This window comes from Bacillus sp. FSL R5-0422 (genome assembly GCF_038610765.1).
Taxonomy (GTDB): domain Bacteria; phylum Bacillota; class Bacilli; order Bacillales; family Bacillaceae; genus Bacillus; species Bacillus pumilus_O.
Genome location: NZ_CP152014.1, coordinates 1,552,391 through 1,573,465 on the forward strand (window position 1 = coordinate 1,552,391; position 21,075 = coordinate 1,573,465).

The 21,075-nt window shown below is 42.0% G+C and carries 16 protein-coding genes; all 16 read left to right on the plus strand.

What is annotated here, in order from left to right:
* Nucleotides 1-104 precede the first annotated feature (104 nt).
* The 16 genes from pyrH to MKX52_RS07905 all read left to right on the plus strand — a co-directional run bounded on the left by pyrH (nt 105) and on the right by MKX52_RS07905 (nt 21,059).
* Entirely contained in the window at nt 105-827 is a 723-nt protein-coding gene (pyrH, locus tag MKX52_RS07830; RefSeq protein WP_003210919.1) for a UMP kinase, read from the plus strand.
* 1 nt (nt 828) lies between these two features.
* A complete protein-coding gene (gene frr / locus MKX52_RS07835) occupies nt 829-1,386 on the plus strand; it encodes a ribosome recycling factor (protein WP_012009980.1) in 558 nt (185 codons plus the stop codon).
* 129 nt (nt 1,387-1,515) lie between these two features.
* Nucleotides 1,516-2,298 carry an isoprenyl transferase gene (locus MKX52_RS07840; protein ID WP_012009981.1) on the plus strand — a complete coding sequence of 261 codons (783 nt, stop codon included), beginning with the start codon at nt 1,516-1,518 and terminating at the stop codon, nt 2,296-2,298.
* Between the two features lie 12 nt (nt 2,299-2,310).
* On the plus strand, nt 2,311-3,105 hold the full coding sequence (locus tag MKX52_RS07845; protein ID WP_041815514.1) for a phosphatidate cytidylyltransferase: 795 nt from the start codon (nt 2,311-2,313) through the stop codon (nt 3,103-3,105).
* Between the two features lie 38 nt (nt 3,106-3,143).
* Entirely contained in the window at nt 3,144-4,295 is a 1,152-nt protein-coding gene (dxr, locus tag MKX52_RS07850; RefSeq protein ID WP_012009983.1) for a 1-deoxy-D-xylulose-5-phosphate reductoisomerase, read from the plus strand.
* Between the two features lie 6 nt (nt 4,296-4,301).
* Entirely contained in the window at nt 4,302-5,567 is a 1,266-nt protein-coding gene (gene rseP / locus MKX52_RS07855; RefSeq protein WP_144469847.1) for an RIP metalloprotease RseP, read from the plus strand.
* A 79-nt stretch (nt 5,568-5,646) separates the two neighbouring features.
* Nucleotides 5,647-7,344, plus strand: a complete 1,698-nt coding sequence (locus tag MKX52_RS07860) for a proline--tRNA ligase (RefSeq protein ID WP_012009985.1) — start codon at nt 5,647-5,649, stop codon at nt 7,342-7,344.
* A gap of 135 nt (nt 7,345-7,479) precedes the next feature.
* On the plus strand, nt 7,480-11,733 hold the full coding sequence (locus MKX52_RS07865; RefSeq protein WP_251183697.1) for a PolC-type DNA polymerase III: 4,254 nt from the start codon (nt 7,480-7,482) through the stop codon (nt 11,731-11,733).
* A gap of 419 nt (nt 11,734-12,152) precedes the next feature.
* Entirely contained in the window at nt 12,153-14,003 is a 1,851-nt protein-coding gene (locus tag MKX52_RS07870) for a glycoside hydrolase family 9 protein (RefSeq protein ID WP_342491755.1), read from the plus strand.
* 29 nt (nt 14,004-14,032) lie between these two features.
* Nucleotides 14,033-16,138 (plus strand): glycoside hydrolase family 48 protein, encoded by a 2,106-nt coding sequence (locus tag MKX52_RS07875; RefSeq protein WP_216886795.1) that lies wholly within the window; start codon nt 14,033-14,035, stop codon nt 16,136-16,138.
* Nucleotides 16,139-16,222: 84 nt separating this feature from the next.
* Entirely contained in the window at nt 16,223-17,452 is a 1,230-nt protein-coding gene (locus MKX52_RS07880) for an endo-1,4-beta-xylanase (protein ID WP_342491756.1), read from the plus strand.
* An 18-nt stretch (nt 17,453-17,470) separates the two neighbouring features.
* Nucleotides 17,471-18,604, plus strand: coding sequence for a cellulase family glycosylhydrolase (locus MKX52_RS07885; protein WP_342491757.1), 1,134 nt, complete (start codon nt 17,471-17,473; stop codon nt 18,602-18,604).
* 238 nt (nt 18,605-18,842) lie between these two features.
* Nucleotides 18,843-19,316 (plus strand): ribosome maturation factor RimP, encoded by a 474-nt coding sequence (gene rimP, locus MKX52_RS07890; RefSeq protein ID WP_003211398.1) that lies wholly within the window; start codon nt 18,843-18,845, stop codon nt 19,314-19,316.
* Between the two features lie 32 nt (nt 19,317-19,348).
* Complete coding sequence (gene nusA, locus MKX52_RS07895) at nt 19,349-20,464, plus strand: transcription termination factor NusA (protein WP_007499530.1); 1,116 nt, start codon at nt 19,349-19,351, stop codon at nt 20,462-20,464.
* Between the two features lie 15 nt (nt 20,465-20,479).
* Complete coding sequence (locus MKX52_RS07900) at nt 20,480-20,770, plus strand: YlxR family protein (RefSeq protein ID WP_041815520.1); 291 nt, start codon at nt 20,480-20,482, stop codon at nt 20,768-20,770.
* On the plus strand, nt 20,757-21,059 hold the full coding sequence (locus tag MKX52_RS07905; RefSeq protein WP_012009992.1) for a YlxQ family RNA-binding protein: 303 nt from the start codon (nt 20,757-20,759) through the stop codon (nt 21,057-21,059). The genes MKX52_RS07900 and MKX52_RS07905 overlap by 14 nt, the downstream gene beginning before the upstream one ends.
* The last annotated feature ends 16 nt before the right edge of the window (nt 21,060-21,075 follow it).

Consider the following 21,075-nt stretch of genomic DNA (forward strand, 5'->3'; position numbering starts at 1 on the left):
GGAGCACAAGCACTGTGTTCCCTATTTTTTAGAGGATATTGATTTACAAAAGGCAGTTTCTTACGCATAATAAGAGACGGTATAGTTTACACTTGGAGGTTATCATGAGCAAACCGAAATATAATCGCATTGTACTGAAGCTAAGTGGCGAAGCACTAGCAGGTGATGCTGGAAATGGAATTAACCCAACTGTCATTCATTCAATTGCAAAGCAAGTAAAAGAAATTGCAGAGCTTGATGTTGAGGTTGCAGTTGTTGTAGGCGGAGGAAACCTTTGGCGCGGTAAGACAGGCAGTGACTTAGGAATGGACCGTGCGACAGCAGACTACATGGGCATGCTAGCAACAGTGATGAATTCGCTCGCGCTACAGGACAGCCTAGAAACGCTTGGCATTCAGTCTAGGGTACAAACCTCTATCGAAATGAGACAGGTTGCAGAACCATACATAAGAAGAAAAGCGATCCGTCATCTTGAGAAGAAACGTGTCGTGATTTTTGCTGCAGGTACTGGTAACCCTTATTTCTCTACAGATACAACGGCAGCACTTCGTGCAGCAGAAATTGAAGCAGATGTCATTTTAATGGCGAAAAATAATGTAGACGGTGTCTACAGTGCTGATCCTCGTACAGATGCGGATGCAGTAAAATATGACAAGCTTTCATATCTTGATGTGCTAAAAGAAGGGCTTGCAGTAATGGATTCTACTGCGTCCTCATTATGTATGGACAATGACATTCCATTAATCGTATTCTCTATTATGGAAGAAGGAAATATTAAACGTGCCGTAAATGGCGAATCAATTGGAACGATTGTGAGGGGGAAATAACGTGTCAAAAGAAGTATTGAACCAAACGAAAGAAAAAATGGAAAAAGCCGTTCAAGCATACGGACGGGAACTTGCAACTGTTCGTGCGGGCAGAGCAAATGCTTCATTGCTTGATAAAGTGACGGTTGATTATTACGGTGCACAAACACCACTAAACCAAATCGCATCAATCACAGTGCCAGAAGCACGTATGCTAATTATCACACCTTATGATAAAACAGCTATCGGTGATATCGAAAAATCAATCCAAAAATCTGATCTTGGCATCACGCCAACAAGTGACGGAAATGTGATCCGTATTGCAATTCCTGCACTAACAGAAGAAAGACGTAAAGAGCTTGTGAAGGTTGTAAGAAAATATTCAGAAGAAGCAAAAGTAGCTGTTCGTAATGTTCGTCGTGATGCAAACGATGAGTTGAAAAAGCTAGAGAAAAATGGTGAGATCACTGAAGATGAATTAAGATCATCAACAGAGGATGTTCAAAAATTGACAGATGAATATGTCGCTAAAATTGATGACGTGATGAAAGATAAAGAAAAAGAAATCATGGAAGTTTAAGAAAAAACTATGTACAATAGATAATAGTGAAAAGACCCTCTTCATGTTTACAGGGGGTTTTTTTGTTAATACTGTTGGTGACTATATTATTAGCGGAAACGCAACCTTTTTGGGTGATGGAGGAATCTCATGCTCAATATACTCAAAAATTGGAAGAATCAGCAAACTGCAGCTTCCAACTTAGAAAGTCTGACAAAAGAAGATATATTAAATGGAGAAATTCCTGAACATATCGCCATTATCATGGATGGGAACGGAAGATGGGCGAAAAAACGTGCTCTTCCACGGGTAGCAGGACATCATGAAGGAATGAAAGTCGTCAAGCGCATGACAAAGCTTGCAAATGAGCTGAATGTCAAAGTGCTGACTTTGTATGCTTTTTCTACGGAAAATTGGAAACGTCCAAAACTAGAAGTAGACTTTTTAATGAAACTTCCTGAAGAATTTTTGAACATCTACCTGCCCGAGCTCATCGAGGAAAATGTTCGTGTGCGCTTAACAGGTGATCCAGACGGCCTCCCGCAGCACACGAAAAGAGCGGTAGAGAACGCAGTAAAGAGTACGACGAATAACGACGGACTCGTTTTGAATTTTGCGCTCAACTATGGAGGACGCACAGAAATCGTCTCCGCATGCAGGCAAATTTCTGAAAAAGTCAAAGAAGGTAAGCTTCAAGCAGAAGACATCACAGAAGAGATGTTTTCAGCTTATTTAATGACAGAATCTCTTCAAGATCCGGATTTGCTTATTCGCACAAGTGGAGAAATTAGATTAAGCAACTTTATGCTTTGGCAAATTGCGTACAGCGAATTTGTCTTTACGGATGTGCTATGGCCTGACTTTTCTGATGAGCATCTTATAGGCGCTATCGGAGAATACCAGCGCCGCGGCCGGAGGTTCGGTGGAATTTAGAGGGTGGTGCAGATGAAACAAAGAATTTTGACGGGTGTGTTGGCAGCTGCAGTCTTTTTACTTGCAGTTATATATGGACAGATGCCATTTACCCTGCTGATTTACTTAATGGGAAGCGTCGCTCTCTTTGAGCTTCTAAGAATGAAAAAGATATCGATTTTCAGTATTCCCGGTATTGTCAGCTTAATATTGCTTTGGCTTTTAATGGGCGGAGAGAACAGCTTCTTCCCGAACGTAGACGCATCAAAAATGCAGATTGCTTTATTTGCAGTCTTAATTCTTTTAACTTATACAGTGTTGAGCAAAAACTCTTTCACATTCGATGAGGTTGCTTTTGTGATCTTAGCGACATTATATATTGGCGTCAGTTTCTATTATTTTATCCAAATTAGAGGCTTATATGGCATGAGTGCGATCTTCTTCGCAGCAGTGATTATTTGGTCCACTGACTCAGGTGCCTATTTCATTGGGAAATCGATGGGGAAACGAAAGCTCTGGCCAGAGATTAGCCCAAACAAAACAGTAGAAGGATTTATCGGTGGAATCGTCACAGCGGTTGTGTTGTCATTTGTGTTTCAGGCGGTTACAGGATTTTTGCCATCATATCTGCTTGTTATGTTTATTACGCTTTTGCTCAGTATCTTTGGGCAGCTTGGCGACCTTGTGGAATCTGCTTTAAAACGTCATTACGACGTGAAAGATTCAGGGACAATCCTCCCTGGACATGGCGGTATTTTGGACAGGTTTGATAGCTTTTTATTCGTTCTGCCGTTTTTATATTTACTGCTCGCAACGTTTGCCAGCTAACCTCATAGAAACTATTGAACGAGAGAAGGAGTGGCAATTTGAGATATATTTCGCTATTAGGCGCAACAGGATCAATTGGAGAACAAACATTAGATGTGATTAGGCAGCACCCAGACAAATTTAAGCTGAAAGCCATGACGTTTGGCCGGAATGTAGACAAGGCCATACCAATTATTGAACAGTTTCAGCCTGAATTTGTCGGATGCTTAAGTGAAGAGGCCTATCACACGCTAAAAGGTCATTCATTTGAATACGATGTCAAAATGGCTGCTGGTGATGAAGCCAACATCGAAGCAGCAATTTATGATGCAGTGGACGTTGTGGTCAATGCCCTTGTCGGAAGTGTCGGGCTTGTTCCAACATTAAAGGCCATTGAACAAAAAAAGACAATTGCACTTGCAAATAAGGAAACACTTGTGACAGCTGGTCATATAGTAAAAGAGTACGCGAAAACATATGATGTACCTTTACTTCCTGTCGATAGTGAGCATTCCGCTATTTTTCAATGCCTGCAAGGTGAACAAGCTAAAAACATTGAACGCTTAATCGTGACAGCTTCAGGTGGTAGTTTCCGAGATAAAAAACGAACTGAACTTGAAGGTGTTACGGTTGAAGAAGCACTGAACCACCCAAACTGGTCAATGGGAGCGAAAATTACCATTGATTCAGCGACGATGATGAATAAAGGGCTCGAGGTCATTGAGGCGCATTGGTTGTTTGATATACCATATGAACAAATTGATGTGCTGTTACATAAAGAGAGCATTATCCATTCGATGGTGGAATTTCACGACAAAAGCGTCATGGCTCAGTTAGGGACACCTGACATGAGAGTGCCCATTCAATATGCACTCACATACCCTGACAGGGCGCCATTACCAGAAGCGAAATCATTGAACCTTTGGGAGATTGGACAATTGAATTTCCAAAAAGCGGATTTTGACAGGTATCGTTGCTTACATTTTGCTTATGAATCAGGTAAAATAGGAGGGACAATGCCTGCTGTGCTCAATGCAGCAAATGAAATGGCAGTCGATGCCTTTCTGAAAGGCAAAGTAACGTTCCTGCAAATTGAAGAATTGATTGAAAAGGCACTGAACAGACATCATGTGATTTCAACGCCTAGTTTGCAAGATATCCATGAAGTGGACAAAGAGACACGAGACTTTGTTCAATCAATCCTCACATAAGGTGGTATGTTCGTGAATACAGTGATTGCGTTTATTATTATTTTTGGAACGCTCGTTTTTTTCCACGAGCTTGGCCATTTAATTATGGCGCAGCGAGCGGGGATTTTATGCCGTGAGTTCGCAATTGGTTTTGGGCCGAAGATTTTCTCCTTTAAACGAAAGGAAACCGTTTATACCATTAGACTGCTCCCTATTGGCGGATTTGTTAAAATGGCGGGAGAGGACCCTGAAGTCATTGAAATTAAACCAGGTCATACAGTGGGGCTCTTATTCAATGAGCAAAATGAAGTAGAAAAAATCATTTTAAATGATAAAGAAAAATATCCTGATGCACTTGTCATCGAAGTGGAGCAGATTGATTTAGATCACGCCATGAGAATCTCAGGATATGAAGCTGGAAATGAAGATATTTTGACTGGTTACAATGTCAGTCAAACAAGTTTTTATATTGCAGATGGTGAAGAAATTCAAATCGCACCATACAATCGTCAATTTGGATCAAAAACGGTATGGCAGCGTATTAAAGCGATCGCAGCTGGACCGATTATGAACTTTATCTTGGCGTATGTGATTTTAGTTGCTTTAGGATTTATTCAAGGGGTCACCGTTGATGATCCTGTACTCGGTAAGCTGACGAAAGACGGCCGAGCGGCAGAAGCTGGACTCATGCAGGGAGACCACATCGTGTCCATTAACGGGGATAAAATGGATTCTTGGACAGATGTCGTTCAAACCGTTCAAAAGAACCCTGAGAAAAAAATGAATGTCGTCATTGACCGAGACGGCAAAGAAAGCACTGTACAGGTTGTACCAGAAGCTGTGAAAGCAGACGGGAAAAACATTGGCCGTTTCGGATCTTATCCGCCAACGGAAAATGGATTTTTGAAGGTTATTTCATCTTCAGGAACGACTGTGGTTTCAACAGCAGGTCTGATTTTAACGAACTTGCAAAAAATTGTCACAGGACAATTTTCACTAGATATGTTAGCAGGTCCTGTTGGGATCTATGACATGACAGGAGAAGTAGCTAAGCAAGGTGTGTTAACATTAATGCAGTTTGCGGCGTTCCTTAGTATCAACTTAGGTATCGTGAATTTATTGCCGATTCCTGCACTAGACGGAGGACGTTTACTCTTCTTGTTTGTTGAAGCCATTCGCGGTAAACCAATTAATCGTGAGAAAGAAGCACTTGTTGTCTTTATCGGTGTTGCATTCCTCATGCTGTTAATGCTAGTGGTTACGTGGAATGACATCCAGCGATTATTTTTATAAAACCAATGTCTCTTGTTTCTCATTACGGGAAACAAGAGTTTTTGTGAGAAGTCCTATTTCATAAATGAGGTGTAACGACATGAGACAATCCCTGACTTTCATACCAACTCTTCGAGAGGTGCCAGCAGATGCTGAGGCAAAAAGTCACCAGCTCTTAGTAAGAGCTGGGTTCATAAGACAAAATACAAGCGGAATCTATCATTATCTGCCGCTTGCTCATAAAGTCATTCAGCATATTCAATCCATCGTTCGCAAGGAGATGGAAAAGGCAGGAGCAGCTGAGCTGTTAATGCCAGTGCTGCAACAGGCAGAAATGTGGCAAGAGTCAGGAAGATGGTATACATACGGCCCAGAATTGATGCGTATGAAAGATCGTCATGGCCGCGAGTTCGCACTTGGCCCAACGCACGAAGAAGTGATTACATCACTTGTACGTAGCGAAGTGAAATCGTATAAGAAGCTTCCTTTAACTCTTTATCAAATTCAATCAAAATTCCGTGACGAACAGAGACCGCGTTTTGGGTTGCTGCGTGGACGTGAATTTATTATGAAGGATGCGTACTCATTCCATTCTTCACCAGAAAGCCTTGATGACACATACAACAAGATGTTTACAGCTTACTCCAATGTTTTCTCAAAAGTAGGTCTTAATTTTAGACCAGTCATTGCAGATTCTGGTGCAATGGGAGGAAAAGATACACATGAATTTATGGCACTGTCAGAAGTAGGAGAAGATACAATCGCATACTCTGATACATCTTCCTATGCTGCGAACATTGAAATGGCTGAAGCTGTCTATCAAGGAGAAGAAGCAAATCCTGCGGACTTCAAAGAACTTGAAAAAGTTCATACACCGCAAGTAAAAACGATTCAAGACATCGCTGGATTTTTAGATGTTGATCCTTCTCTTTGTATCAAGTCTGTTTTGTTTAAAGCAGACGATGCGTATGTCCTCATCCTGACGAGAGGCGACCATGAAGTAAATGATGTGAAAGTGAAAAACTTAGTAGGAGCACAGCTTGTAGAGCTGGCTACTCGCGAAGAAGTACTAGAAGTCATTGGAACAGAGCCTGGATTTGTTGGCCCAGTAAAGCTGGAAGCAGAAGTCGATATTTATGCAGACCTTACAGTTAAAGGCATGACAAATGCTGTCGCAGGTGCAAACGAAGCGGATTATCACTATGTCAATGTTAATCCTGCGCGTGATGTGTCAGTGAAAGAATTCACAGACCTTCGTTTCATTCAAGAAGGAGACGTTTCTCCAGATGGAGAAGGCACAATCCAGTTTGCCAAGGGGATTGAAGTAGGACAAGTCTTTAAACTAGGCACTCGTTATTCTGAATCAATGGATGCGACGTACCTGGATGAGAATGGCCGGGCGCAGCCAATGATTATGGGCTGCTATGGTATCGGTATCTCTAGAACGCTTTCAGCGATTGTAGAGCAGCATCACGATGAGAAAGGAATTATTTGGCCAGAAGCTGTTGCGCCATATGACCTTCACCTCCTTGCATTAAATATGAAAAACGATGCTCAAAAAGAGCTCGCTGAAACGTTGTACGAGCGTTTAGAAAATGAGGGTTTTGACGTACTATTCGATGACCGACAGGAGCGTGCAGGCGTGAAATTTGCAGACAGTGATTTAATTGGGCTGCCAATTCGCATTAGCTGTGGAAAACGTTCAGAAGAAGGCATCGTTGAAGTGAAGTTTAGAAAATCAGGTGAATCACATGAAGTATCTGTTGATGAGCTGATTTCATTTATACGCCAAGCGTAAAAAACGAACAAAAAAATGAAGGTACCTCCTATAGAAAAGAGGTACCTTTCTGATTGACAAAAGGAGGGTCCTGTCTTGGATGAACAATTACCGATCACACGGCGGCAATTTCATATATTACTCAATCAGATTCAAATGACAGATGATGACCTCAGTCGTTACTTTGAAGAAGGAGAAATCGTCAAATTGACGGTGCATAAGTTGGCGAAAACGTGGCATTTCCTTTTTAAATTTAAGGCGCTTCTGCCTTACAAAGTATATGCAATGTTTCTCAGCAGGCTGACAAATGCATTTTCTCATATTGCACAAGTTACTTGTACGATTGAAGTCAATGATCCGAGCATCTCGGAAGAGCTCGTTCAATCGTATTGGTCACATTGTGTGGAAGAGCTTCAAGGAATTTCTCCTCCAATTATCAGCTTGCTTCAGCAGCAAAAACCATCGCTGTCTGGACATAAAATCATCATCAAAACGAAAAGCGAAACAGAAGCTTTGGCCATCAAGAAGAAGTACAGTCCAATGCTACAGGCTGCTTTTAAACAAGTAGGCTTTCCAGAATTGCAATTTGATACAGAAATTTTTGTATCAGATCAAGAGATTCAGAAGTTTAGAGAACAAAAGCTTGCTGAAGATCAAGAAAGAGCAATGCAAGCCCTCACTGAGATGGAGAAGAAGGAAAGTGAGGAGCAGGAGGAAGGTCCGTCTGGCCCTCTCATGATTGGCTATCAAATTAAAGACAATGAAGAAATTCGTACGCTTGATAGTATTATGGACGAGGAAAGAAGAATTACCGTCCAGGGCTACGTATTCGATGCAGAAACACGTGAGCTGAAAAGCGGCAGAACGCTTTGTATCTTTAAAATTACTGATTATACAAACAGTATTTTAATCAAAATGTTTGCAAGAGAAAAAGAAGATGCCCAGCTGATGAAATCATTGAAAAAAGGCATGTGGGTCAAAGCAAGAGGAAGCATTCAAAACGATACGTTTGTTAGAGACCTTGTCATGATTGCCAATGACGTCAATGAAATGAAACCTCAGTTGAAAGAGGATACGGCACCTGAGGGTGAAAAGCGTGTCGAGCTTCATTTGCATTCCCCAATGAGCCAAATGGATGCTGTTACTGGCATTGGCAGGCTGGTGGAACAAGCAAAAAAATGGGGACATGAAGCAATTGCCCTAACGGATCATGCGGTTGTACAATCCTTCCCAGATGCGTATGCAGCAAGTAGAAAGCATGACATCAAAATGATGTATGGTGTGGAAATCAACTTGGTTGACGACGGAGTTCCTATTGCCTATAATCCAGAGCACCGTTTGTTAGAGGATGCAACGTATGTCGTATTTGACGTCGAGACAACTGGACTTTCAGCTGTTTATGACACGATCATTGAGCTGGCAGCAGTGAAAATAAAAGGCGGAGAAATCATTGACCGTTTCGAGGCTTTTGCAAATCCTCATCACCCATTATCAGCGACAACGATCGAATTAACAGGTATCACGGATGATATGGTCAGAGATGCGCCAGATGTCGTCGATGTCGTACGGGATTTCAAAGAATGGATTGGACAAGATATCCTTGTTGCGCACAATGCAAGCTTTGATATGGGCTTTTTAAATACAGCGTACAAACGCCTGTTAAAAACAGATAAAGCGTCAAACCCGGTGATTGATACACTTGAACTTGGCCGATTCCTATACCCAGAATTTAAGAATCACCGGCTGAACACACTTTGTAAAAAGTTCGATATAGAACTGACGCAGCATCACCGCGCCATTTACGATGCAGAGGCGACAGGCTACCTCATGCTAAAAATGCTAAAAGATGCGGCTGAAAAAGATATTGCTTATCACGATCAATTAAATGAAAACATGGGTCAGTCAAACGCGTACCAGCGCTCACGTCCTTACCATGCCATTCTGATCGCACAAAATGAGACGGGGCTGAAAAATTTATTCAAGCTTGTTTCTCTATCTCATATTCATTATTTCTACCGAGTGCCGCGCATTCCGCGCTCCCAGCTTGAGAAATATCGAGAAGGTTTAATTATCGGGTCTGCCTGTGATAAGGGTGAAGTGTTTGAAGGAATGATGCAAAAATCACCTGATGAGGTAGAAGACATTGCCGCATTTTACGACTATTTAGAAGTTCATCCGCCAGAAGTGTATCAGCATCTGCTGCAGCTGGAGCTTGTTCGAGATGAACGTGCGTTAAAAGAAATCATCACAAACATTGTGAAGCTTGGTGAAAAGCTGAATAAACCAGTCGTGGCAACAGGAAATGTGCATTATCTGCATCCAGAAGACAAAATTTATCGTAAAATCTTAATTTCATCGCAAGGTGGAGCGAATCCGCTGAATCGTCATGAACTGCCAAAAGTTCATTTTAGAACGACAGATGAAATGCTTGAAGCATTCTCCTTTCTAGGAGAGGAAAAAGCTAAAGAGATCGTCGTGACGAATACGAAAAAAGTTTCTGAGATGGTCGAAAGCATTAAACCAATCAAAGATGATCTGTACACACCAAAAATTGAAGGTGCAGATGAAGAAATACGGGAAATGAGTTATCAAATGGCGCGCAGCATCTACGGAGATGACTTGCCGAAAATCGTAGAAGACCGTATTGAGAAAGAATTAAAAAGTATTATCGGTCATGGATTCGCCGTTATTTACTTAATTTCTCATAAGCTTGTAAAGAAATCACTTGATGACGGATATCTTGTTGGTTCAAGGGGATCTGTCGGCTCATCACTTGTTGCCACTTTAACAGAGATTACCGAAGTGAACCCGCTTGCGCCGCATTATGTATGTCCAAGCTGTAAGCATTCCGAATTCTTTAACGACGGATCTGTTGGTTCAGGCTTTGACCTTCCTGACAAAGACTGCTCGGAATGTGGCACGCCGTACAAAAAAGACGGACATGATATTCCGTTTGAAACGTTCTTAGGTTTTAAAGGAGACAAAGTCCCTGATATCGACTTGAACTTTTCAGGTGAATATCAGCCGATAGCTCATAATTATACAAAAGAGCTGTTTGGTGAAGAGTACGTATACCGAGCAGGTACGATTGGTACTGTTGCAGAAAAAACAGCATATGGTTACGTGAAAGGCTATGCTGGAGATCATAATCTTCATATGAGGGGCGCAGAAATCGACCGGCTTGTACAAGGCTGTACAGGGGTAAAACGGACAACGGGTCAGCATCCAGGCGGTATTATTGTAGTGCCGGATTATATGGACATTTACGATTTTTCACCTATTCAATTTCCAGCAGATGCGACAGGTTCTGATTGGAAAACGACGCATTTTGATTTCCACTCCATCCATGACAACTTGCTCAAACTTGATATACTAGGGCACGATGATCCTACGGTTATTCGTATGCTTCAGGATTTAAGCGGAATAGATCCAAAAACGATTCCAACAGATGATCCTGAAGTGATGAAGATTTTCCAAGGAACAGAGCCTCTTGGTGTAACAGAAGAGCAAATTGGCTGTAAAACAGGTACACTCGGTATTCCGGAGTTTGGGACAAGGTTTGTTCGGCAAATGCTTGAGGATACAAAACCAACAACCTTCTCAGAGCTCGTTCAGATCTCTGGATTATCACACGGGACGGATGTATGGCTCGGCAACGCGCAAGAGCTCATCCACAATAAAACGTGTGAACTAAGTGAAGTGATTGGGTGCCGTGACGATATTATGGTCTATCTCATCTATCAGGGTTTAGAGCCGTCACTTGCCTTTAAAATCATGGAGTCTGTTCGTAAAGGAAAAGGACTTCCTCCTGAATGGGAAGAAGAAATGAAGAATAATAATGTACCGAACTGGTATATTGATTCTTGTAAAAAGATCAAATACATGTTCCCTAAGGCCCACGCAGCGGCTTACGTATTAATGGCTGTACGTATTGCTTACTTTAAGGTGCATCATGCACTTTTATACTACGCGGCTTACTTTACCGTTCGTGCAGATGACTTTGATATTGAAACAATGACAAAAGGATCGAATGCGATTCGAGCAGTGATGGACGATATTAACTCAAAAGGTTTAGATGCATCACCGAAAGAAAAAAACCTATTAACTGTACTAGAGCTTGCTCTTGAAATGTGTGAAAGAGGCTACCATTTCAAAAAAGTGGATCTCTACCGATCAAGTGCAACAGAGTTTATCATTGATGGTGACGGATTGATTCCGCCGTTCAACTCAATCCCTGGACTCGGAACGAACGTTGCGTTAAATATTGTACGCGCACGTCAAGATGGGGAATTCCTTTCAAAAGAAGATTTACAAAAACGCGGAAAAGTGTCGAAAACGATCCTAGAATATTTAGATCGTCAAGGCTGCTTAGAAGCACTTCCTGATCAAAACCAGCTTTCTTTGTTTTAATACGATCAATGAAGAGCGCCCTTAATGGGGCGTTCTTTTTATATATACAATAATATTATTATGTTAACTAATAAAGATTTTCCACCAATTGGAATCATTTTCTAATTCACTCATATATCTTGATTTAGCGTGATGTTTTAAGAGAAGAGATTGTATGTCATTCTTTCTACCCAAATAGAGCAAAAAAGAGAATTTCGCCGTCTGAAATGTTCTCATGCGACATATGATCATTCTGGGTACAGTCACAGAAAGAATCAAGAGAAAAAAACTTCGATGAGCGCAAAGCTGATTGCTGTTTACTATGCTTATTTTTGAAACATATTTGATTCTTTTCAAAGCTGTTCAAATCACGTTCTGAATAAAAGGAGGTGGCTTGTCTATTCATGTTTGACTAAAAAGAAGGGGTGAGTTATACGGAAATGGCATCTTATAACTATGTAGAGGTTCTTCAGAAATCTTTGCTGTTTTATGAAGCACAGCGGTCTGGAAAGCTACCTCAAAGCAACCGTCTCAACTGGCGGGGAGATTCTGGACTAGAGGATGGGAAGGATGTAGGGCATGACTTAACTGGCGGCTGGTATGACGCAGGTGATCATGTGAAGTTTGGTCTTCCAATGGCGTACTCAGCGGCTGTGCTTGCTTGGACAGTATATGAATACCGAGAAGCCTATGAAGAGGCAGGACTGCTTGATGACATCTTAGATCAGATCAAGTGGGCAACAGATTATTTTTTGAAAGCTCATACAGGTCCGAACGAGTTTTGGGCGCAGGTAGGTGATGGGAATGCTGATCATGCTTGGTGGGGACCGGCAGAAGTGATGCCGATGAGCCGGCCAGCTTTTAAAATTGATGAAAATTGCCCTGGAACAGAAGTGGCTGCACAAACTGCGGCAGCTTTAGCAGCGGGTTCTATCATTTTTAAAGAGACAGATGCCCCTTATGCAGCAAAGCTTCTGACGCACGCGAAACAGCTTTATGCATTTGCTGACAGGTATCGCGGTGAGTATACAGATTGTGTCACAAACGCTCAGCCGTTTTACAACTCATGGAGCGGCTATATTGATGAACTCATTTGGGGCGGAATCTGGCTGCATTTGGCAACAAATGAAGAAACCTATTTAAATCAAGCACTAAAAGCAGTAGAGGAATGGCCAAAGGATTGGGATTATACGTTTACCATGTCGTGGGACAATACTTTTTTTGCTTCGCAAATCTTACTCGCCAGGATCACGAAAGAGAATCGATTTATAGAATCGACAGAACGCAATCTCGATTACTGGACGACGGGTTTTGTACAAAATGGAAAAGTTGAAAGAATCACGTATACGCCTGGCGGTTTGGCATGGCTAGATCAATGGGGCTCACTTCGTTATACAGCAAATGCAGCATTTTTAGCCTTTGTTTACGCTGACTGGGTGTCAGATGAAGAAAAAAAGAATCGTTACCAAACGTTTGCGATCAACCAAACTCACTATATGCTTGGCGATAATCCACTAAAGAGAAGCTATGTCGTTGGGTTTGGCCAGAACCCGCCAAAGCACCCACACCACCGAACGGCACACGGCTCATGGTCTAACCAGCTGACAAATCCTTCGAATCATCGTCACACTCTTTATGGTGCGCTCGTTGGCGGACCTAATGCACAGGATCAATATGACGATGACATCTCTAATTATGTTTCAAACGAGGTGGCGACGGATTATAATGCTGCTTTTACTGGAAATATAGCTAAAATGGTGCAGCTGTTTGGAAAAGGGCAATCAAAGCTGCCCGATTTTCCGCCTAAAGAACAACCAGAAGATGAGTTTTTTGTAGAGGCAGCCGTGATGAATAACGATGCTACATCTACTCAAGTAAAGGCGGTTTTATACAACCGGTCCGGATGGCCGGCTAGACGTAGTCAAACGCTCTCCTTTAGATATTACGTCAATCTGAGTGAGGTCTTTGCAAAGGGATTCACTGAAAAAGATATTCAAGTGACAGCCGCCTACAATGAAGGCGCTTCCTTATCTTCGCTCAAGGTATATGACGCTTCAGCCCACGTGTATTATGCAGAAATTGATTTTACGGGCGTAGTGATTTTTCCTGGAGGAGAATCAGAGCATAAGAAGGAAATACAATTTCGATTATCTGCACCAAATGGATCGAATATATGGGATGCCTCAAATGATTATTCCTTTCAAGGCTTAACATCCAATATGCAAAAAACACCGAGAATACCTGTTTTTGATGATGGTTCTTTAGTATTTGGTACACTTCCAGACAAATAAAATCAAGATTTATTGAAAGGGTGAAGGGTTTGTCAAACAAAGAACGGTTTTTAACGCTTTATCATCAAATTAAAAGTGATGCGAATGGATATTTTTCACCAGAAGGAATTCCGTATCATTCAATTGAGACACTTATTTGCGAAGCGCCTGATTATGGGCATATGACAACGTCAGAAGCATATAGTTATTGGCTGTGGCTAGAGGTGTTGTACGGACATTACACAGGAGATTGGAGCAAATTAGAGGCAGCCTGGGACAATATGGAGAAATACATCATCCCGGTAAATGAAGATGGGAATGATGAACAGCCACATATGAGCGCCTACAACCCTTCTAGTCCAGCCACCTACGCAGCAGAAAAACCATATCCGGATCAATATCCTAGTCAGCTGAGCGGAGCTCGTCCTGCTGGTCAAGATCCGATTGATGGTGAATTGAAATCAACCTATGGAACAAATGAAACGTATTTAATGCACTGGCTGCTTGATGTCGATAACTGGTATAAATATGGGAACTTGCTCAATCCATCACATAAAGCCGCATATGTGAACACGTTCCAGCGCGGGCCGCAGGAATCTGTATGGGAGGCGATCCCGCATCCATCCCAAGATGATAAATCGTTTGGGAAGCCAAATGAAGGCTTTATGAGCTTGTTCACAAAAGAAAACCAAGTACCAGCTGCTCAGTGGCGCTATACGAATGCAACGGATGCTGATGCGCGTGCAATACAAGCGATCTATTGGGCAAAGGAACTCGGCTACAATAATTCAACCTATCTTGATAAAGCGAAAAAAATGGGTGATTTTCTCCGTTACGGTATGTACGATAAGTATTTTCAAACGATTGGAAGCGGTAAGCAAGGGAATCCGTACCCTGGAAACGGAAAGGGTGCCTGTCATTACTTAATGGCATGGTATACCTCTTGGGGCGGAGGACTTGGCGATTATGCAAACTGGTCATGGCGTATCGGAGCGAGCCATTGTCACCAAGGGTATCAAAATCCTGTCGCCGCTTATGCTTTGTCTTCAGACAAAGGTGGTTTAAAGCCATCTTCCGCTACCGGTGCAAGCGATTGGGAAAAAACATTAAAAAGGCAGCTTGAATTTTATGTATGGCTTCAATCAAAAGAGGGCGCGATAGCAGGTGGCGCAACCAATAGCTGGAATGGAGACTATAGTGCTTATCCGGCAGGAAGAAGTACTTTTTACGATATGGCATACGAGGATGCACCTGTTTACCATGATCCGCCTTCTAATAACTGGTTTGGGATGCAGGCATGGCCGATGGAACGTGTAGCAGAGCTTTATTATATTTTTGTGAAAGATGGAGACAAAACTTCTGAAAATGTCCAAATGGCTAAATCTTGCATCACAAAATGGGTGAACTATGCACTCGATTACATTTTTATCGGCAGCCGTCCTGTGTCAGATGAAGAGGGTTATTTCCTAGATGACCAAGGACGAAGAATTCTAGGGGGAACAAATGCTGCTGTGGCTACAACGAGTGCACCAGGCGAGTTTTGGCTTCCAGGAAATATTGCTTGGAGCGGACAGCCTGACTCCTGGAATGGCTTCCAGTCTGCAACAGGAAATCCAAACTTAACAGCTGTTACAAAAGATCCAACTCAGGATACAGGCGTACTAGGGAGTTTAGTCAAGGCTCTCACTTTCTTTGCTGCCGCCACTAAGCTAGAAACAGGGAATTATACAGCGCTTGGTGTCAGAGCGAAAGATGCTGCCGCACAGCTCCTTGAGGTTGCGTGGAATTACAATGATGGCGTGGGCATTGTAACAGAAGAAGAAAGAGAGGACTATGACCGTTTCTTTAAAAAAGAAGTGTATTTCCCAAATGGTTGGAACGGGACATTTGGTCAAGGGAATCAGATTCCTGGCTCAAGCACTATTCCTTCTGATCCGCAGCGAGGAGGAAATGGGGTCTATACGAGTTTTGCTGATCTTCGTCCGAACATTAAACAAGATCCAGCATGGTCTTCACTCGAGAGTAAATATCAGTCTTCATTTAATGAAGCAACAGGCAAATGGGAGAACGGGGCACCGGTTTTCACCTATCACCGTTTCTGGTCTCAAGTGGATATGGCCACTGCCTACGCAGAATATCATCGTCTGATCAACTAACAGATCAAATTTAAGCTGCCGGTTACTTTGAGCCGGCAGTTTGTTTAAGAAATATAAATCCAGTGAAGAGAAGGGCTTGTTTACATGGTCAAAGAAAGAAGCTTTCTTCATCAATCATCAAAGAAGGACAAAAATGCGCAGATCAATCTGAAGTGGAAAAAAGAGGCGGATGAACGAATCTTAGAGCATAGACAAAGAGATCTTGAAATAAACGTCACAAATCACGATAAAAAGCCAATAGCAGGAATAGAGGTTGAGTTGAAGCAAATCAGGCATGAATTTGCATTTGGTTCAGCGATGAATGACCAAGTGTTATTTAATCAACAATATGCTGATTTTTTTGTGAAGCATTTTAACTGGGCTGTTTTTGAAAATGAGGCAAAATGGTATGCGAATGAGCCGGAAAGAGGGAGAATCACCTACGAAAAAGCAGATGCGATGCTGAATTTTGCAGATAAACACCAACTTCCAGTAAGGGGGCACGCTTTATTTTGGGAGGTGGAGGATGCGAATCCAAGCTGGCTGAGGTCGCTACCGAATCACGAAGTGTATGAAGCCATGAAAAAACGGCTTGAGCATGCGGGCAATCATTTTAAAGGAAGATTCCGTCATTGGGATGTAAACAATGAAATGATGCATGGTTCATTTTTTAAAGATCGATTTGGGAAAAGTATTTGGAAATGGATGTATGAAGAAACGAAAAAAATTGACCCTCAAGCACAATTGTTTGTAAATGATTATAATGTGATTTCATATGGTGAGCACCATGCTTATAAAGCGCATATTAATGAACTTCGTCAGTTAGGTGCACCTATCGAGGCCATTGGTGTTCAAGGCCATTTTGAAGAAAGGGTCGATCCAGCCGTTGTAAAAGAAAGGCTCGATGTACTTGCTGAGCTTGGGCTTCCTATATGGGTCACTGAGTACGACTCTGTTCATCCTGACGCTCATAGAAGAGCGGATAACCTAGAGGCTCTATATCGCGTCGCATTTAGTCATCCAGCCGTAAAAGGAGTGCTAATGTGGGGATTTTGGGCAGGTGCCCATTGGAGAGGGGAGCATGCGGCCATCGTAAATTACGATTGGTCTTTAAATGAAGCAGGAAGACGTTACGAAAAGCTTCTAAATGAGTGGACGACACAAAGAGTTGAAAAAACAGATGCTAATGGCCATGTGACATGTCGAGCATTTCACGGGACATATGAGATTCGAATCGGTAAAGAAAATAAACTGTTGAAACAACAGACAATTGAACTTGATTCAAAAGAACAAACACCGCTTCGGCTCGATGTGATTGTACCTGAGGAAGGATAGATTGTGAGGAGAATGTAAATGAAAAAGTGGACTCAAAGAGTGTCCTGCTTCATACTTGTGGTCGCTGTATGGGCAGGTTGGTTTTCACTTGCGATTAAAGCCGCCGCTTTTGTGCAGACATCTGGTACACAATTTACGCTGAACAATCAACCATTTTACTTTGCTGGTACAAATAATTACTATTTCCATTACAAATCTAAAAAGATGGTAGATGCGGTGTTCGATGATATGAAAGCCATGAATTTAAAGGTCATACGTATTTGGGGATTTCACGACGGAGCCCCTCAAGAAAACTCCGTCTTACAATCTAGTCCAGGGGTCTATGAAGAATCAGGTTTTCAAAAGCTAGATTATGCGATTTATAAAGCGGGACAGGAAGGAATAAAGCTTGTCATCCCACTAGTGAACAATTGGGATGACTTTGGCGGAATGAATCAATACGTAAAGTGGTTCAAAGCAGGATCACATGATGCCTTTTATACAGACCCTCGTATTCAACAAGCTTACAAAAACTATGTGCGCTATGTTTTAGAAAGAACGAATACGTACACTGGTGTTCAATATAAGGATGATCCAGCTATTATGACTTGGGAATTAGCCAATGAGCCGCGTGTGCAGTCAGATCCAACGGGTCATATACTAGTCAATTGGGCAGATGAAATGAGTACATGGATCAAATCGCTGGATCGTCACCACCTTGTTGCAGTAGGAGATGAAGGTTTTTTTCGCATACCAGGACATGAAGATTGGTTTTACAGAGGAGGGGAGGGCGTTGATTGGGACCGTTTGACGGCTCTCTCTCATATCGACTATGGAACCTATCACCTATACCCAGATCACTGGAACAAGTCTGCTGCTTGGGGAGTGAAATGGATCGAAGACCATATTACCCGCGGGAAGACAATCGGAAAACCAGTTGTGTTAGAAGAGTTTGGCTATCAACATCAATCAGCACGTCCTGACGTGTACCAAAGCTGGCTGTCAGCGGTTGAGCGGCTTGGAGGGGCTGGTAGTCAATTTTGGATTTTAACAAGCATTCAGGACGATGATTCGCTCTATCCCGATTATGACGGTTTTCGCATCATAAAAGGGAGTAGAGAGGCGGTACTTATTAGTGAACATGCGAAAAGAATGAACGAAAAGAATCGATGACGAATGCCTGCTGAATAAGGAAGTTCATTTGCATAAAAAAATTGGATATGGTATAGTTTTTATGGAAATGCTAACGATTACCGAGACAAGAGTGGGGAAACCCGCTCTTTTGTATTGAACAGGCAATTTTTGTCTCGACATTATTCATCCGTTTTCTGCTCCCCCTGCTCACATAAAGCAGGGTTTTTATGCAGAATGATTGATAAGAGCGTTTATCGAAAGCACAAGGAGGAAGAGAATGAGCAAAAAAGTAGTGGATGTCGTAAGCGAAATGGTGCAGCCAATTTTAGATGGCTTACAGCTTGAACTCGTTGATGTTGAATTTGTCAAAGAGGGTCAAAACTGGTTCCTTCGCGTGTTTATTGACTCTGATAAAGGCGTCGATATCGAAGAATGTGCCAAAGTGAGCGAAGCCTTGAGCGAAAAGCTTGATGAGGCAGATCCGATTAGCCAAAACTACTTTCTTGAAGTGTCCTCTCCTGGAGCGGAGCGCCCATTAAAGAAAAAAGCTGATTTTGAAAAAGCACTTGGAAAAAATGTTTTCATGAAAACATATGAACCAATTGATGGTGAAAAAGCATTTGAAGGTGAGCTTACAAGCTTTGATGGTGAGATTGCAACAGTGACAGTGAAGATCAAGACAAGAAAGAAAGAGATCAATATTCCATACGAAAAAATAGCTAACGCAAGATTAGCAGTTTCGTTCAATTAACCTTTTCATTGATATAAGGGGGAACCATAAAAATGAGTAGTGAGTTGTTAGATGCCCTGACTGTTCTCGAGAAAGAGAAGGGTATTAGTAAAGAAATTATTATTGAAGCGATAGAAGCTGCACTCATTTCTGCATATAAGCGTAACTTTAATCAAGCGCAAAATGTTCGTGTTGATTTAAACCGCGAAACGGGAACAATTCGCGTATTCGCAAGAAAAGATGTTGTAGATGAAGTGTATGATTCTCGCCTTGAAATCTCTGTAGATGATGCAGCCAATATAAACCCGAATTACATGGTAGGTGACGTCGTTGAAATTGAAGTCACGCCAAAAGATTTCGGACGTATTGCAGCTCAGACGGCGAAACAAGTCGTGACGCAGCGAGTGAGAGAAGCAGAGCGAGGTGTGATCTACACTGAGTTTATCGATCGCGAGGAAGACATTATGACGGGAATCGTTCAGCGAATTGACAGTAAATTCATTTACGTGTCACTTGGCAAAATCGAAGCCCTTCTTCCGGTCAACGAACAAATGCCAAATGAGGACTACAAACCACATGACCGCATTAAGGTGTTTATTACAAAAGTCGAAAAAACAACAAAAGGACCACAAATTTATGTGTCTAGAACACATCCAGGACTTTTAAAGCGTTTATTTGAAATTGAAGTGCCAGAAATTTATGATGGTACTGTAGAGCTTAAATCGGTTGCTAGAGAAGCTGGGGACCGTTCTAAAATCTCTGTTCGCACGGATGATCCTGATGTTGATCCAGTAGGTTCTTGTGTTGGACCAAAAGGTCAGCGTGTACAAGCAATTGTCAACGAGCTAAAAGGCGAAAAAATTGACATTGTCCATTGGTCTAATGACCCGGTTGAATTTGTTGCCAATGCATTAAGTCCATCAAAAGTACTTGATGTGATTGTCAATGAAGAAGATAAGGCGACAACAGTGATTGTCCCTGATTATCAGCTGTCATTAGCCATTGGTAAAAGAGGTCAAAATGCTCGTCTTGCAGCAAAGCTGACTAGCTGGAAAATTGACATTAAAAGCGAAACAGATGCAAGGGAACTCGGTATTTTCCCAAGAACTGAAGACTCTGAATCTCTTTTCTTAGAGGCTGAACCAGTAGCTGAGGAATCTGACGAATAAGAGGTGATGTAAAAGGTGAATAGCCGAAAAAAAATCCCGCTTAGAAAATGTGTCGTGACGGGAGAAATGAAACCAAAGAAAGAACTGATCCGTGTTGTTCGTTCTAAAGAAGGTGAAGTGTCTGTTGACGCAACCGGAAAAAAGAACGGACGCGGAGCTTACCTTTCTCTCGATAAAGAAACCATTCTTGCGGCAAAGAACAAACGCAGTTTACAGCAGCAATTTCAGACACAGATTGACGAACACATATTTGAAGAATTACTAGAACTAGCTGAAAAGGTGAAAAAACCAAATGAATCAATCTGAATGGTATCCTTTGCTTGGTCTAGCAAATCGAGCTCGTAAAGTCGTGTCAGGAGAAGATCTTGTGATCAAAGAAATTAGACATGCGCGTGCTAAGCTGGTTCTTCTTGCAGCAGATGCCTCATCGAATACAGAGAAAAAGGTATCTGACAAATGCAAATTTTATAATGTTCCGGTTAGAAAAGTTGAAGACCGTTCCGTTCTCGGACGTTCTATTGGGAAAGAAGCTCGCGTAGTTGTCGCTGTCACTGACCAAGGCTTCGCTAAGAAGCTTATAAGCTTGCTCGATTAATTTATTTGGGGGTGAA